This is a genomic window from Pradoshia sp. D12 (genome assembly GCF_008935075.1).
In the GTDB taxonomy this organism is placed as follows: domain Bacteria; phylum Bacillota; class Bacilli; order Bacillales; family Pradoshiaceae; genus Pradoshia.
The window spans coordinates 3,083,283-3,099,573 of the sequence record NZ_CP044545.1; the positions used below are offsets into that span (position 1 = coordinate 3,083,283).

Consider the following 16,291-nt stretch of genomic DNA (forward strand, 5'->3'; position numbering starts at 1 on the left):
ACGCTTTACTGAATTTTAGCTGCTATATCTCCCAATGACTCTTGCTGTACAGTAAATAATTGCTGTAAACCTTCACTTGCAAGGTCAAGTAATTCATTCAATTGATGTCTGGAGAAAGTCGCTTCTTCTCCGGTTCCCTGAAGCTCCACAAATTCCTCTGCGCCTGTCATAATGACATTCATATCCACTAAAGCCTTAGAGTCTTCATGATAATTCAAATCAAGAACCGCTCCAAGCTCCTCAATCATCCCGACTGATGTGGCAGCTAAATAGTTTTTAATCGGATAAGAGCTAATTTTCCCTGCCTCCTGAAGCTTATCGAGCGCAATCGCCATTGCAACGAATGCACCTGTAATCGAAGCTGTTCTTGTTCCTCCATCTGCCTGAATCACATCACAATCAATCCAGATTGTTTTTTCTCCAAGCGCTTCCAAATCGACTACCGCACGTAAAGCGCGCCCAATCAAACGCTGGATCTCCATCGTACGTCCAGTAACTTTCCCTTTAGTTGATTCGCGCATCGTCCTTTGCTCTGTTGCACGAGGCAGCATTGAATACTCTGCCGTAATCCATCCTTTTCCTTCTCCGCGCATAAATGGCGGAACACGGTCATCTACACTGGCTGTACAAATCACCTTTGTATCACCGATACTGATTAACACCGAGCCTTCCGGGTGTTTAATATAATTTGTTTCTATATGTACGGGTCTTAATTCATTCTTCTTTCGACCATCAAATCTCATAGGTACCTCCTAAATGTATACATCATGCTTAGTTTAGCATACCCTAAATCAATAAAAAAGCACCCTGTCCAAACAATATTGCCATTTATGTCCAAATTAAAAACAGGCAAGCTCCTAAACGGAACTTGCCCATCTTTTTCACTATTAGTATTTACCTGTATTGACGGTTTCAGGTCGTGTTACCGGTTCCGATAGCTTCTTGCCATCTTCCTTCAGAAGCTCACCCTCTCCATTTACCTGAATCGCCACTTTCTTTATATCTTTTTGCTCAGTAAGAGAAAGCACCAGTTCATTTAATAAATGGCCGGATACTATTTTCTCCTCCCCATCAAAGCTTGAATAAATAGATTCATTAAAATTAAGTGTAACCACGCCATCCTCTATTTTAGGTTCCTCGACTAATGCAACATCAGGTCTGAACTCCGTAACAAGCGGAGAGGAATAACCCGGACCTTTAATCAGGCTGCTGACTACGGCTTCTACATGATCATTTTCCTGATTACTGATTCTTTTTGTCACTGGTACATAATAATAGTTATCTGTTTCACCGGACATATAATAAACCGTAACAGGACGTGTATTCATAATATCGGTCGTGTCTGTATGATCGTTATTAATTCCCATTAATCTTGATGTTCCGTTTTGTATTGCTGTTTTATTAACGGGCATCTCCTTTAATGCTTGCCCTTCGATTTGCAATTTTACTTTCTCCACTTTATCAAATTGCGTTAAAGTCCAAGTCACTGACTCCAGAATTTTCGTTTCATCCTCTTTTTTATATTCCTTAAACTCTTTAGAAAAATCTACGGTGGCTACTCCATCCTTAATGTCTACACTTTTAACAGCAGTATCTGACGGCAAAACAGCTTTGAATCCATTCGGAAGCATTTGTGATACCGGGCCGTTCGTCACTAAATATTCCACCGCCTGCTTAGCTACACTTTCTGTATTTGGCAATGGAATGGTTTGTGGCACAATATATCCATTTGCATCCATTAAGTATAATTCCGTTTGAACCTTTAATGCCTCTTCATTCTTTCCTGCCTCTTCGTTGGTGTTAACACCCTCCTGATTGACAACTTCTTCTTCACCCTCTGCCTGCTCCTTCAAATAAGTAACATCCTGTGGCGGATCAATTTCTTCTTTTTTTGGTAAATCGAACAAGCCGCAGCCTGACACTAAAACAGATGATATAAGTACCGAAGCAACCAATGTTGATTTCGTTCGTAAAGGCATACACCATTCCTCCTAAGACTGTTTGTACTACATATATACGGGGCTTGGCTCATTTTATACCTTTATAGGCAGAAAAAAATTATGGATTAAAAAAACCCTTGCACAATTTTAGCGAAGTATTTTCATACTTAAAATTGTGCAAGGGTTTTTATAAGTTGCTTTACTAGTCTCCATCTACCAACTGATTAAGCGTAGCATGTTCAACCGTTTCAACTGCTTCACCAAGCCAGGCGTAAGCAATAGATTTAAACATTCTTCTGGAGCCGGTAGTATAGAAATTGTAGGTTGGCTGAGGGGTTTCCTTATTTAGCATGCCAGCATGCTCCAATAGTACACTTGCCTCTCTGGCCGTTTCTTCCCCTGATGATATAACCGTCACATAGGATCCCATATAATTTGATATAGGTTCTGTTAGCAATGGGTAATGTGTACATCCCAAAATCAATGTATCCATGCTCCTATTTTTCAAAGGCTTTAATGTTTCAGCAACAATTTTTTTAGCAATTGCACTGTTCCATTCCCCGCTTTCTACCAGAGGGACAAATTTTGGGCATGCCAAACTTTCAATGTGTACCTTTGGATGAATGCTTAATAACGCCTTATTATATGCTTTACTGCGCACTGTTCCTTCCGTACCAATAATACCGATGTTTCTTGATTTTGATACATCAATCGCTGCCCTAGCTCCCGGCTGAATAACACCCAAAACCGGAATTGGCAGGCTTGCCCTCATTTCCTCAAGTACGGCAGCCGTCGCGGTATTACAAGCTATAATTAACATTTTAATATTCTTCTTCAAAAGGAAATGAGCCATTTCCCATGTAAACTTTCGAACTTCTTCCATTGGTCTGGGCCCATATGGACATCTGGCTGTATCACCAAGATATATTAAATTTTCATTTGGAAGCTGCCTGATAAATTCTTTAAAAACCGTTAATCCGCCAACTCCCGAATCGATAAGTCCTATTGGGTTTTCTCTATCCAAATCAGATCGCCTCTATCTATCTTTTGCTTGCAGCATTTTGCTCTATTATTTAAACCGGACTGTATATCACTTTATCATTAGTTTATTTCTTTTCCAATCCATCACTGGGGCATAAAAATAGAGTAGTGATTCAAACCACATACTTTACATTTTACAATGACGTGTATAGTGATTTGATATTCGCTACTCTTCCTAATTTATGGACTCATAAAGGAATTGTCAAGAACAATGATAAATAGATCATTTGCTAGGCGAGCTTCTAAAAAGATCATTGAATGATCTTATAATTCTAATTCACCCATTCGAAGTAGTTCTACGACCGCTTGGGAACGGCCCTTTACGCCCAATTTTTGCATCGCATTAGATATGTGATTTCTCACAGTTTTCTCACTAATAAAGAGGTCCTTAGCGATATCTTTTGTTGTTTTGTCCTGTACCAATAACTCAAATACTTCTCTTTCTCTTTTTGTGAGTAAAGGTTTATGAGTGAAATCGTTCTCCTTCAACTATTGTAACCCTCCTTGCTACCAGCCATAACCTTAGGATTGGGTATATATTTAGTCACGATAGTGTATGTGACTGGTCTATAAGGAGTGACTATATTTAGATAAGAATGAACGTGTTTTTATGATTGAGGTTGCTTCTTCAATCCGTCATTAAACAATTCCTTCATCTCTTTTGTCCAAGCTACCGGCTTACCGCTTAATCTGGAAATTTGGACAACTGTTCCTCGACCGGTGAAGCAGGGAACCCCATCCTCTCGTAGACCAAGATAATGGATATCAACCGATGAATTGCCTATTTTATTTGCCTTAACTTTAATATTGAGTTTCTCATCGAAAAAAACCTGGTGGAGAAAATCACATTGAAGATCAGCTACTACAGGAATCGTTTCATGTTTGGTATCCACCCAATCCTGCATCATGCCAAGACTTTTAAAATATTCAATCCGTGCCTGTTCAAAATACGTAAAAGGCACTGTATTGTTTAAATGCCCAAACATATCTGTCTCTGAAAATCTAACTTTAATAGAATAAGAAAAAGTAAATTCTTCTTTCCACTCTTCCATGTCTTTAATATATGCAATTTTACCCATTGGGAACACACCTCTCTATAAATATGAATGACTATTCATTCATTATACAGAAAAATCGACGAAATTGTAATTATTTTACTGGTGGATAGCATGTTTTTTGGACCATGTCCTTTGCTTAGATTACAAGTGAATAAAAATAAAACTTTATTGTATGATCACAAATGTAGTACTAACCTATTTATTTATATTTCTACAAACATAACACAATCGCTAAACGGAAAAGGCCGTCTGACTATTACAGACGGCCTTTCTTACTATATTACATTTATTCACATCCATCTAAGACTATCAAAATGAAAAGACTTAGATTTTGTCACTTCCAAAGAAATTTTTGAAAGCCTGGACATTCGTGTCCCGATTTAATGCAGCAATCGAGGTTGTCAAAGGAATACCTTTCGGACAAACTTGAACACAGTTTTGGGAGTTACCACAATCCTGAATTCCTCCGTCACCCATTAACGCATTCAGACGTTCTGCTTTTTGCATTTCACCTGTTGGATGAGCGTTAAATAGACGAACCTGTGACACAGGAGCAGGTCCGATAAAATTGGACTTATCATTTACATTCGGGCAGGCCTCCAGGCAAACACCGCAAGTCATACATTTAGATAATTCATATGCCCACTGGCGTTTTTTCTCAGCCATACGAGGTCCCGGACCTAAATCGTACGTACCATCGATAGGAATCCAGGCTTTAACTTTTTTAAGTGAATCGAACATTCTGCTACGGTCTACCTGAAGGTCACGGATAACCGGGAAAGTACGCATTGGTTCCAGCACGATTGGCTGTTCATATTGATCCACTAATGCCGTACAGGATTGACGTGGCTTTCCATTAATGACCATGGAACAGGCACCGCAAACTTCTTCCAGACAGTTCATATCCCACGTAACCGGGCTTGTTTTCTTGCCTTCCTTTGTAACCGGGTTACGACGTATTTCCATTAGTGCAGAGATGACATTCATATTTGGTCGATAGGACAACTCAAATTCTTCAAAATAAGGCTCAGAGTTCGGGTTATCCTGGCGTTGGATCTTAAACAGTACTTTACTTTCTGTAGCCATAATTAATTTGCCCCCTTGCTCTTAGAGTAGTCACGTTTACGCGGCTTAATAAGTGAGACATCAATCTCTTCATAATAAATATTTGGTGCAGATTTCCCATCAACAAAGTCAGCCATTGTCGTTTTCATGAACTCTTCATCATTTCGTTCTGGGAAATCCGGTTTGTAGTGAGCACCACGGCTTTCGTCACGCTGCAGGGCACCCAATGTGATAACGCGTGCCAGTTGAAGCATATTGTATAGCTGACGTGTGAATGATGCTCCCTGGTTGCTCCATTTTGCCGTATCGTTAATATTAATGTTTTCCCATCTTTCAAGCAGCTCCTGAATCTTTTCATCTGTTTTTTGAAGCTTATCATTATAACGAACTACTGTTACATTATCGGTCATCCATTCACCCAATTCTTTATGGATGGAATAAGCATTTTCTGTTCCATTCATGGACATAATGCGATTCCATTTTTCCATTTCAGCCTTCTCATGCTGTTCGTATAAAGAATCCGGTAGGGAATCAGCGTTTCTAGCAAGTCCATTTACATAGCGTACCGCATTTGGTCCTGCAACACTTCCTCCATAAATGGCGGATAGCAGGGAGTTCGCTCCTAAACGGTTAGCTCCATGCTGTGAAAAATCACATTCACCGGCAGCAAATAATCCAGGTATTTTAGTCATTTGGTCGTTATCAATCCATAGTCCACCCATGGAATAGTGAACAGCCGGGAAGATTTTCATAGGCAATTTGCGCGGATCTTCACCAGTGAATTTTTCATAGATTTCAATAATACCGCCCAATTTAATATCAAGCTCTTTAGGATCTTTATGAGAAAGATCCAAGTAGACCATGTTCTCACCGTTGATTCCCAGCTTTTGATTCACGCACACATCAAAAATTTCACGTGTTGCGATATCACGAGGAACTAGATTTCCATAAGCAGGGTATTTCTCTTCAAGGAAGTACCAAGGCTTTCCATCTTTATAAGTCCAAATACGTCCGCCTTCTCCACGCGCAGACTCACTCATTAATCGAAGTTTATCATCCCCAGGGATTGCCGTTGGATGTATTTGAATAAATTCACCATTTGCATAGGTAGCACCCTGCTGATATACAATCGCAGCTGCTGAACCAGTGTTAATGATGGAATTCGTAGATTTACCAAAAATAATTCCAGGTCCTCCGGTTGCCATAATAACTGCATCCGCACGGAAAGATTTAATTTCCATAGAGGTTAAATTTTGTGCTACAATTCCGCGGCATATCTGTTCATCATCCAGCACCGCTCCAAGGAATTCCCAACCCTCATATTTCTGAACAAGACCCGCCACTTCATAACGACGAACCTGTTCATCCAATGCATAGAGCAATTGCTGGCCAGTAGTTGCGCCTGCAAATGCTGTTCTATGATACTGTGTACCGCCGAAACGTCTGAAGTCGAGCAATCCCTCAGGCGTACGGTTAAACATAACGCCCATACGGTCAAACATATGAATGATCGAAGGAGCCGCATCACACATTGCTTTTACCTGCGGCTGGTTAGCCAGAAAGTCACCGCCATACACGGTATCATCAAAGTGCTCCCAAGGAGAATCACCTTCACCCTTTGTATTTACCGCTCCATTAATTCCCCCTTGGGCGCAAACAGAATGGGATCTTTTAACGGGTACGACTGAAAAAAGTTCTACTTTATGTCCTACTTCAGCGATTTTGATGGTAGCCATTAAACCAGCAAGACCGCCGCCGACTACGATTATATTACCTTTACTCATAAACCGACCCTCTCCTTATTAAACTAGCAGACTCACCTGCTAAGCTATTGCAATTGTTTAAGCCATGTTGATAAACGCCAGCAGCGTGCGAATGGATATAAAAGCTAAAAATACAAAAACTCCAAGAGTTATATATGTAAATATTCTTTGGGATTTTGGTGTTACGATAAGTCCCCATCTTAAAGCAAATGACCATAACCCGTTTGCAAAGTGAAATATTGCTGAAAGTACACCTACCATATAGAAAGCAATCATAAATGGATTAGAAAAAATTTCAACCATCATATCCGCATTTGCTGTATCACCCAATGCGACCTGCACCCTCGTTTGCCATACATGCCAAACGATAAAAACTACAGTCACGATACCTGTAATTCTTTGTAAAGCAAACATCCAGTTACGGAAATAGCTGTAACTTCCCACTGAATATTTCGCCGTAAATGCAATATGAAGACCTAATACAGCATGGAAAAGGATTGGCAAATAGATGACAACAATCTCCATTAAAAGCCTAAAAGGTAAATCATGCATAAATTCAGCTGCTTTGTTGAATGCTTCAGGCCCTCTTGTCGCAAAATAATTGACCATTAAATGCTCAATCAAAAAAAGCCCGATTGGTAATACCCCTAACAACGAATGTAACCTACGTAAATTAAACTCGCGACGACTCTCCATAGTTACCCTCCCTCTGAAAATGAAAAAATAAAAGTATAGCCTTGGATAAGGACTATGCCTTAAATAATTGCAAGCAGGTCTTCAACATAGCTGCAATCATCTAACCCACCACCCATCTAAGATGCCAAAAACATTTTTCTGCAAAATTAATAGATGAATAGTATAAAAACAAAAATAATTCCACATATTCTTACAATTATGTGACGGTTTTATTGTACTCCTTTCAACCAAAATGCGTCAAGAAAACGGATACAGAGATTTCCTATTTCTACCGATAATTTGTAAATAACTGATATTTTTCTATTTCTATATATTACCTGGAAAATACTTAATAGAAAATACAACTTTACCCTTGCATCCACTCCCATATATATAGCTATAATAATGTAAGGAAAGAGGGGAAACTATGACAAAAGAAGATAAGTTAGAGTCAGTAGAAATGGCACCTGTCACTGAAAATGAGCCGTTAATACCTGCATTTGGGTATGAAATAATAAGAGAATTCCTTTTGGAAGATTTATTAGGAAAGGAAGGCCCTCAAATCCTTTATTGGGCTGGAAAGCAACTCGGAAGAAGATTTCCATTATCTAGTACAGAAGAAACCATCACGTTTTTTCATGACGCCGGTTGGGGCGACCTTACGCTGGTAAAGGAAACAAAAGATGAATTAAAGTGGGAGCTTACAGGTGAATTAATTAACCGCAGATTTTCAATCAACGAAAATACCCATTTCCAATTAGAAGCAGGTTTTCTTGCCTACCAAACAGAACATCAGAGAAAAGTAGTTTCTGAAAGCTATGAAGAACAAAAAAAACGGGCAAATAAAGTATACTTCACGGTGAAAACCGACAATAAAGATACCATTTAATGTAAATTGATTAAAAAGGGTAATTCCATATATGAATTGCCCTTTTTCTCTATGATATCTGTTTACCTTCAATAAAAAACCTGCACCATAAAATTAAAGGTGCAGGTTTACTGGTTAGTCATTTTTTTGTTCTTCATTTAGTTTATCCAATAAAGCCTTGGTGCTTGCTTCAGGGATTCCCAATTTTATAAATTCCTCTGATGTGGCTTCTTTCATCTTTTTAATCGAGCCAAAATGCTTAAGCAGTACTTTCTTTCTTTTCTCTCCTATACCAGGAACTCCATCCAGGACAGATTGGAAGCTCGATTTTCCTCTAATTTGCCGATGGAAGGTAATCGCAAATCGGTGAACCTCATCCTGTATACGCTGCAAGAGGTAAAACTCTTGGCTGGTTCTGCCCAATGGAATTATTTCTAAAGGGTTTCCGTATAGCAATACGGAGGTCTTATGTTTATCATCCTTAGCCAATCCCGCTACAGGAATCTCCATTCCGTATTCATCCTCGATTACTTCGCGAACTGCCTCAATATGTCCTTTGCCTCCATCAACTATGATTAAATCCGGCCAAGGGAGATTCTCTCGAAGTACGCGGGCATATCTCCTTCTGACGACTTCTCTCATGGAATCGTAGTCATTCGGGCCGATTACGGTTTTAATTTTATATTTCCGGTATTCCTTCCGTTCAGGTTTCCCATCAATAAATACAACCATAGCAGAGACAGGATCAACACCCTGAATATTCGAGTTATCGAAAGCCTCGATTCGATGCGGTGTATGAATCCCCATGATTTCTCCTAAGTTTTCAATTGCTTTTATCGTCCGTTCTTCGTCTCTTTCGATTAAAGAAAACTTCTCCTGCAAGGCGATTTTTGCATTTTTAACAGCAAGTTTCACCAGGTCTTTCTTTGGTCCACGTTTAGGCTGTGCCACTTTCACGTCAAGAAGTCCTTCAGCCAATTCTATATCTATATCATCAGTGAGGAGTACTTCATGTGGTTTAAAATGATTTGGCTTAGAATAAAATTGCCCCAAGAAGGTCAATAGCTCATCAGCAGGATCATCATATAAAGGGAATAACGAGACATCTCTCTCAATCAGCTTTCCTTGCCGAACAAAAAAGACTTGGACACACATCCAACCTTTATCAACTGCATATCCAAATATATCCCGGTCCGTTAAATCGCTGAATACAATTTTTTGTTTTTCCATTGTTGCTTCAATATGAGCGATTTGGTCCCTTAATTCCTTGGCCCGTTCAAAGTCCAATTCTTCTGATGCTTTATACATGTTATCCTGTAAATCTTTCTTGATATCCTTAAAACCGCCATTTAAAAACTTTGTTATTTCATCTGTAATTTGTTTATATTCATCTTCCCTGACCGTCTTTTCACATGGTGCAAGGCATTGTCCAATATGATAATACAAACATGCTTTAGCCGGTAAGGTTGTGCACTTCCTGAGCGGATACAGCCGGTCTAACAGCTTTTTAGTTTCATTGGCTGCATATACATTTGGATAGGGCCCAAAGTACTTACCTTTATCTTTTTTTACGTTTCTTGTAATGATTAATCGAGGATGCCTTTCCGAAGTGATCTTGATAAACGGAAAGCTTTTATCATCCTTCAGCATGATATTGTATTTTGGATCATATTTTTTTATTAGATTCATTTCTAATATGAGTGCCTCCATATTAGAAGAGGTTACGATATACTCAAAATCCTCAATCTCCGATACAAGGCGCTGGGTTTTCCCATCATGAGAACCAGTAAAATAAGAACGTACCCTATTTTTTAAAACTTTGGCTTTTCCCACATATATAACAACATTTTGTCGGTCCTTCATTAGATAACATCCCGGCTGATCGGGTAACAAGCTAAGCTTATCTTTTATATGTTGATTCAAAAGGGTCCCCCCTCTACTTAAAGTTTAAGTTTCTATATATTATAAACGGATTTTACAATTAAAGGAGGTTTTAATACTTTCCAAAAGAAAAAAGACTCCGGTCGTCCGAAGTCTTTTTTACGTTAAACCTTAAGAATGCTTGGAAATCAAATTAACAAGTGCTTCTTTTGGTTGGAATCCGATCACTTTATCTACTACTTCTCCATCTTTAAAAAGAACAAGTGTAGGAATGCTCATGACACCGAATTTAACAGCTGTTTCTTGATTCTCATCTACATCAAGTTTAACGATTTTAACTTTACCATCTAACTCTGCATCGATTTCTTCCAATACAGGTGCGATCATTTTACAAGGTCCACACCAAGGTGCCCAAAAATCAGCTAAAACCAAGCCTTCGCCTGTTTCAGTTACGAATGTTTGATCCGTTACATTAGAAATTGCCATGAATTTTACCTCCTAAAGCATACATTAAGTAAACTATAAGTGGAGTATACCACTGTTCTATATAGGATGGCTACTGTCCTGCTTAATTATCCTGAATTTCAAAGAAATGGGTTTGTACTAATTTTACCTTTATGTTGAAAAACAGGATGGCTTTTGCCACCCTGTTTACCCAAAATATGAACTTAAGATTTCACAAGAAGATTTTTGAACTCTTCTGTTAATAAAGGAACTACATCAAATAAATCGCCAACAATACCGTAATCAGCTACTTTAAAAATATTAGCCTCTGGGTCTTTGTTGATTGCTACAATTACTTTGGAGTTAGACATACCGGCTAAATGCTGGATTGCTCCGGAAATTCCACAAGCAATATACAGATCCGGTGTCACAACCTTACCTGTTTGGCCAATTTGCAGAGAATAATCACAGTATTCGGCGTCACATGCTCCGCGAGATGCTCCAACAGCACCACCAAGAACATTGGCCAATTCTTTTAGTGGTTCAAAGCCTTCTTCGCTTTTTACTCCCCGTCCACCGGCAACAATTACTTTAGCTTCTGACAGGTCAACTCCCTCAGTTGCTTTACGTAATACTTCCTTAATAACGGTACGTAAATCCTTGATATCTACAGATATAGTTGAAACATCCCCCGTACGGGAAGAATCATGCTCAAGCGGATCAATATTATTTGGTCGAATAGTAGCAAATACTAGTCCATCTGTTACAATTCTCTTTTCAAATGCTTTACCGGAGTAGATTGGACGTGTGAAGACGATATTTCCGCCTGCCTCTTCTACACCAATCGCATCTGAAATTAGTCCGGAACTTAATTTACCAGCAACACGCGGCGCCAGGTCTTTTCCCAATGAAGTATGGCCGAAAATAAGTCCGTCAGGAGATTCTTGATCAATCACAGCTAACAAGGCCTGAGTATAACCGTCTGATGAATACTGTTTTAGCTGTTCATTCTCAACAGCGATAACACGGTCGGCTCCATAATGAATTAATTCCATCCCAATCTCTGTAACAGACTCTCCAAGTATAACGCCTACAACTTCTCCGCCCTCAGCAACTGTCTTAGCTGCAGCGATTGCTTCAAAGGATACATTACGAAGAGAAGACTCTCTTGTTTCACCTAAAACTAAAATCTTTCTAGACATAATTTTACCTCCCGTTATTTTTCCCTTTGTGTTCGTTGCTATCTATCACTATCACCGTTTATTTAAATTAAATTACCTTTGCTTCAGTACGAAGCAGATTAACCAGTTCCTTTACTTGGTCAGGAATTTCCCCTTGTAAAACTTTACCGGCATCTTTCTTAGGAGGCAGATAAATTTCAATACTCTTTGTTTTAGCTTCTACATCATCTTCTTCAAGATCAAGGTCATCCAGTTCCAATTCCTCAAGCGGTTTTTTCTTCGCTTTCATAATCCCTGGTAAGGATGGATAACGCGGCTCGTTCAAACCTTGTTGAGCTGTAATTAATAAAGGCAGAGAAGTTTCAATAATCTCAGAATCCCCTTCAACATCTCTGGTAACGGTTACATTTTCGCCGTTAATTTCAAGTTTAGTAACAGTAGTTACATAAGGGATATCGAGTAAACCGGCTACACGCGGTCCTACCTGACCGGAACCTCCATCAATTGCCACATTCCCTCCAATAATCAAATCAACCTCTTGTTCTTTTAAATACTCAGCTAATATTTTAGAAGTTGTATATTGGTCTCCATCTTCCACATCATCTTCAATATTTATAAGAACTGCCTTATCAGCTCCCATTGCAAGTGCAGTTCTTAGCTCTTTCTCTGCATCTTCTCCGCCGACTGTCACAACAGTCACTTCGCCGCCCTGTGCATCACGCACCTGGATAGCTTCCTCCACTGCATACTCATCGTACGGGTTAATGATAAACTCAGCGCCATCTTCTTGAATACGGCCGTTTGATAATGAAATTTTCTCCTCTGTATCAAATGTCCTTTTTAGCAAAACATAGATATTCATGTATTGCCCTCCTATAGTTCGTATTAATTTTGAAGATTGAGAAAACTAAATATATATAACTCCTACTCTCTGAAGCTCCCACTCAAAGAGAAGAGGTTACTCACAAAATGATTCGCTATTGACCGCCTATTTTCCTTTAAAAATCGGCAAACGTTTTTCTAAAAATGCATGAATCCCCTCTTTAGCATCTTCAGTGACAAAGATTTTGCCAAATTGGATAGCTTCCTCATCTACTCCTTTGTAGTATTGTTCATGCTTAGAGTAGTTAATAAGGTGGATGGCTTTCTCTAGTGCAATTGGACTTTTTCCTGCAATTTTACCGGCAATCTCTTTTACGGCATCCATTAACTCTTCATCCTTGAAGGATTTATTTGCAAGTCCTGCTTCAACAGCCTCCAAACCAGAAATAGGTTCAGATGTGAACATCATCTCTGCAGCTTTGGATGCTCCCACAAAACGAGTGAGCCTTTGAGTACCAGCAAAACCGGGAATAAGACCCAGCTGCAGCTCTGGCAATCCAAGCTTAGCCCTTTCAGTTACGTATCGCAGATGGCAAGACATAGCGAGCTCAAGTCCGCCTCCCAATGCAGCGCCGTGAATGGCCGCTATGACCGGTTTTTTGAACCGTTCAATCCTTTCAAATAAATCCTGTCCTCTTTTAGAAAGAGCAGAAAAATCTCCTTCGGATGTAACTGTCGTGAATTCTTTAATATCTGCACCAGCTGAGAAAAATTTCCCCTCTCCATATAGGACAACAACCCGCACATCCTCGTTTTCTTCAATCGAATCAAACATGGCGGATAAATCTTCAAGAAGATCAGAAGCCAGTGCGTTAGCTGGTGGCCTATCTATAGAGACATAGGCCACCTGATTCTCCTCATATACACGTAATGTCTTCATTTGTATTACCCCTTTTTTGTATCATGGTTATCTCATTCAAGCACCCAATCCTTTGATTATTAAATGGTGAACTGGTTCAGCTTGCTTATTAAGATCATATTTTTGCTCGTTCATCACCCAAGTCGTAACGATTTCATCCAGCGTACCAAATACCATATGACGAGCCAGACGAACATCAAGTTTATCTTGGAATTCCCCTTGTTCAATTCCTGTAACTAAAATGGAATCAACAAGCTTTAAATATCCTTTAAGAACATCATTAATTTTATAACGTATCTCTTTATTGGATTGCCGTAATTCCAACTGTGTAACGATAGCCAAATGCTTATCCTCAGAAAGAATCTCAAAATGCTTGCGCACCAGCACCAGCATTTTTTCAGTTGCACTGGATACCCGTTCCATCTCTTCTTCAATACTGGATATGAAACTTCCCAGTTTATCCTGGAACATGGAAATCAAAATATCTTCTTTATTTTTGAAATACAAGTAAATCGTACCATCCGCTACACCCGCCTGCTTTGCTATCTTGGAGACTTGTGCTTGATGGTAGCCGTTTTCTGCAATAACAATCACGGCTGCATCAATAATCTGTTTGTATTTTGGGCGGTCTTTTTTCATTATCATTCTTCCTCCTCTAAAAATGAATGAATAGTCATTCATAATTTCATATTAGAGGGGAAAAATAATAAAGTCAAGCTAAATCCCTTTTCAATCAAATGGTTTTGCGAAGAGCTTTCTTCAGAACCGATTAAGCCTCTCTTTTATCAATTGTTTGTTGTTTTTGTTTCTCTTCATCAACCAATACACGTCGTAGAATTTTACCAATCGCGGTTTTCGGAAGCTCATCGCGGAATTCATATAGACGAGGTACTTTAAAGGCAGCCAAATGCTTACGGCAAAATTCATTTAATTCCTGCTCGGTCACTTTTGCTTGATCTTTCAATACTACATACGCTTTAACGGTTTCTCCGCGATATGGATCAGGCACACCCGCCACCACGGCTTCCTGAACAGCCTCATGCTCATATAATACCTCTTCAATTTCCCTCGGATAAATATTGAACCCGCCTGCAATAATGATATCTTTTTTACGATCCACGATGTAGAAGTATCCTTCTTCATCCATATAGCCCATATCTCCCGTTAATAACCATTCACCAGAGAAAGCGTTTTCTGTTTCCTCTGGACGATTCCAATATCCTCTCATAACTTGGGGGCCCTTTATTGCCAGTTCACCGACCTCACCTGGAGGTAACGGCTCTAAGGTTTCAGAGGATAGAATTGCTGCTTCCGTACTTGGCCATGGTAAACCAATACTTCCCTTCACACGCTTGTCACTCCATAAAAGATTAGCATGAGTTACGGGTGATGTTTCTGTCAAACCGTAGCCCTCAACCAATTTACCTCCAGTGAGTTTTTCAAATTTCTCCTGAACTTCCACTGGGAGTGCTGCTGAACCACTTATACAGGCATCAATGGATGATAAATCATACTTCGAAATATCCGGATGATTTAATAAGCCAATATACATGGTAGGAGCTCCTGGAAATAGAGTTGGCTTCTGTTTCTGTATAGTCTTCAAGGTCGTAACGGCATCAAACTTTGGCAATATAATCATCTCATGGCCCTTCATGATAGAAAGGATAAGAACGGTAGTCATCCCATAGACATGGAAAAAAGGCAATATTGCGAGGACTTTTTCTTCTGCTTCTTTATATTTATAGAGCCAGGCATCACACATTTTTGTATTGGCTACCAGGTTATTATGTGTCAGCATAACTCCCTTAGGAAAACCAGTTGTTCCACCGGTATATTGCAGTAAGGCAAGATCTTCTTCCGGGTTGCCTTCATACTCGACCTCGGTTTTCGGTGATGTTTTTAGGATTTCAGACATGAGATGATGATTGCCTTTATGCTCAACATTGACGACAATGCCATATTGCTTTTTCTGGATAAATGGATAAATTAAGTTCTTTGGAAAAGGTAAAAAATCTTTGATGGGAGCAACGATGATATGCTGTAAATCTGTTTTTTTCATGACACTCATGACACGGGGGAACAAAATATCTAAAGTCAGGATAACTTTGGCACCTGAATCCTGCATTTGGTATTCGATTTCTCTTTCCATATACAGAGGGTTCGTTTGAACCACTATAGCACCTGCTATCAATGATCCATAATAACCAATGACTCCCTGCGGCGAATTTGGTAGCATGATAGCTACTCGGTCACCTTTTTCAACGCCTAGCTTTTTCAAATAATGGGCAAATTGCAATGCATACTCATACAGTTTCTTGTACGTAATTGATGTTCCCATAAAATGAATGGCGTTTTTAGTTGGGTATTTGTAAGCAGACTGTTTTAAATAATCCTGTATTAAATTATGTCCATACTCGATGCTTTTCGGGATTTCTTCTGGATAATGCTTAAACCATGGTTTTTCTTCTAACAATGTAAAAACCTCCCTTAAAAAGCTATTTCTCCTAGTTAATTATAGTATAATGAATTTTATGTGACAATATTTTACTAATATTCTGTTAACTTTATTTGAATTATCTAGTTCTTAACTCCTAAAGAATGATTTTGGAAGTCCTGAATATCCAATAATCACTT

General features: G+C 39.2%; 16 protein-coding genes. 1 reads left to right on the forward strand and 15 read right to left on the reverse strand.

Going from position 1 to position 16,291, the window contains the following annotated elements:
* Positions 1 to 5: 5 nt before the first annotated feature.
* The 8 genes from rph to F7984_RS14880 form a co-directional block, all read right to left on the reverse strand.
* Positions 6 to 743 (reverse strand): ribonuclease PH, encoded by a 738-nt coding sequence (gene rph / locus F7984_RS14845; protein WP_066108710.1) that lies wholly within the window; start codon positions 741 to 743, stop codon positions 6 to 8.
* A gap of 144 nt (positions 744 to 887) precedes the next feature.
* The gene (locus F7984_RS14850) at positions 888 to 1,979 is read right to left on the reverse strand and encodes a GerMN domain-containing protein (protein WP_066108713.1); all 1,092 of its coding nucleotides are present in this window, start codon (positions 1,977 to 1,979) and stop codon (positions 888 to 890) included.
* Between the two features lie 163 nt (positions 1,980 to 2,142).
* Positions 2,143 to 2,964 (reverse strand): glutamate racemase, encoded by an 822-nt coding sequence (racE, locus tag F7984_RS14855; RefSeq protein WP_066108716.1) that lies wholly within the window; start codon positions 2,962 to 2,964, stop codon positions 2,143 to 2,145.
* Between the two features lie 281 nt (positions 2,965 to 3,245).
* A complete protein-coding gene (locus F7984_RS14860; RefSeq protein WP_066108719.1) occupies positions 3,246 to 3,470 on the reverse strand; it encodes a helix-turn-helix domain-containing protein in 225 nt (74 codons plus the stop codon).
* A gap of 119 nt (positions 3,471 to 3,589) precedes the next feature.
* The gene (locus F7984_RS14865) at positions 3,590 to 4,060 is read right to left on the reverse strand and encodes an acyl-CoA thioesterase (RefSeq protein ID WP_139892818.1); all 471 of its coding nucleotides are present in this window, start codon (positions 4,058 to 4,060) and stop codon (positions 3,590 to 3,592) included.
* A 303-nt stretch (positions 4,061 to 4,363) separates the two neighbouring features.
* Positions 4,364 to 5,125: a succinate dehydrogenase iron-sulfur subunit gene (gene sdhB, locus F7984_RS14870; protein WP_066108725.1), complete on the reverse strand. Its 762-nt coding sequence runs from the start codon at positions 5,123 to 5,125 to the stop codon at positions 4,364 to 4,366.
* Between the two features lie 2 nt (positions 5,126 to 5,127).
* Complete coding sequence (gene sdhA, locus F7984_RS14875) at positions 5,128 to 6,888, reverse strand: succinate dehydrogenase flavoprotein subunit (protein ID WP_066108728.1); 1,761 nt, start codon at positions 6,886 to 6,888, stop codon at positions 5,128 to 5,130.
* A gap of 57 nt (positions 6,889 to 6,945) precedes the next feature.
* A complete protein-coding gene (locus F7984_RS14880; protein ID WP_066108731.1) occupies positions 6,946 to 7,563 on the reverse strand; it encodes a succinate dehydrogenase cytochrome b558 subunit in 618 nt (205 codons plus the stop codon).
* A gap of 406 nt (positions 7,564 to 7,969) precedes the next feature.
* Here F7984_RS14880 and F7984_RS14885 point away from each other — a divergent pair, with 406 nt between their 5' ends.
* Positions 7,970 to 8,431, forward strand: a complete 462-nt coding sequence (locus tag F7984_RS14885) for a YslB family protein (RefSeq protein ID WP_066108735.1) — start codon at positions 7,970 to 7,972, stop codon at positions 8,429 to 8,431.
* A 114-nt stretch (positions 8,432 to 8,545) separates the two neighbouring features.
* On the opposite strand, the gene uvrC is transcribed toward F7984_RS14885, so the two are convergent.
* From uvrC to F7984_RS14920, 7 genes are all read right to left on the reverse strand, one after another.
* Positions 8,546 to 10,333, reverse strand: coding sequence for an excinuclease ABC subunit UvrC (gene uvrC, locus F7984_RS14890; protein WP_066108740.1), 1,788 nt, complete (start codon positions 10,331 to 10,333; stop codon positions 8,546 to 8,548).
* 129 nt (positions 10,334 to 10,462) lie between these two features.
* Positions 10,463 to 10,777, reverse strand: a complete 315-nt coding sequence (trxA, locus tag F7984_RS14895) for a thioredoxin (RefSeq protein ID WP_066108745.1) — start codon at positions 10,775 to 10,777, stop codon at positions 10,463 to 10,465.
* A gap of 182 nt (positions 10,778 to 10,959) precedes the next feature.
* Positions 10,960 to 11,937, reverse strand: coding sequence for an electron transfer flavoprotein subunit alpha/FixB family protein (locus F7984_RS14900; protein ID WP_066108748.1), 978 nt, complete (start codon positions 11,935 to 11,937; stop codon positions 10,960 to 10,962).
* A 67-nt stretch (positions 11,938 to 12,004) separates the two neighbouring features.
* Positions 12,005 to 12,778, reverse strand: a complete 774-nt coding sequence (locus F7984_RS14905; protein ID WP_066108751.1) for an electron transfer flavoprotein subunit beta/FixA family protein — start codon at positions 12,776 to 12,778, stop codon at positions 12,005 to 12,007.
* Between the two features lie 126 nt (positions 12,779 to 12,904).
* Complete coding sequence (locus tag F7984_RS14910) at positions 12,905 to 13,678, reverse strand: enoyl-CoA hydratase (RefSeq protein WP_139892815.1); 774 nt, start codon at positions 13,676 to 13,678, stop codon at positions 12,905 to 12,907.
* 36 nt (positions 13,679 to 13,714) lie between these two features.
* Complete coding sequence (locus F7984_RS14915; protein ID WP_066108759.1) at positions 13,715 to 14,296, reverse strand: fatty acid metabolism transcriptional regulator FadR; 582 nt, start codon at positions 14,294 to 14,296, stop codon at positions 13,715 to 13,717.
* 130 nt (positions 14,297 to 14,426) lie between these two features.
* Positions 14,427 to 16,130 carry a long-chain-fatty-acid--CoA ligase gene (locus F7984_RS14920; protein WP_066108762.1) on the reverse strand — a complete coding sequence of 568 codons (1,704 nt, stop codon included), beginning with the start codon at positions 16,128 to 16,130 and terminating at the stop codon, positions 14,427 to 14,429.
* Positions 16,131 to 16,291: the final 161 nt, after the last annotated feature.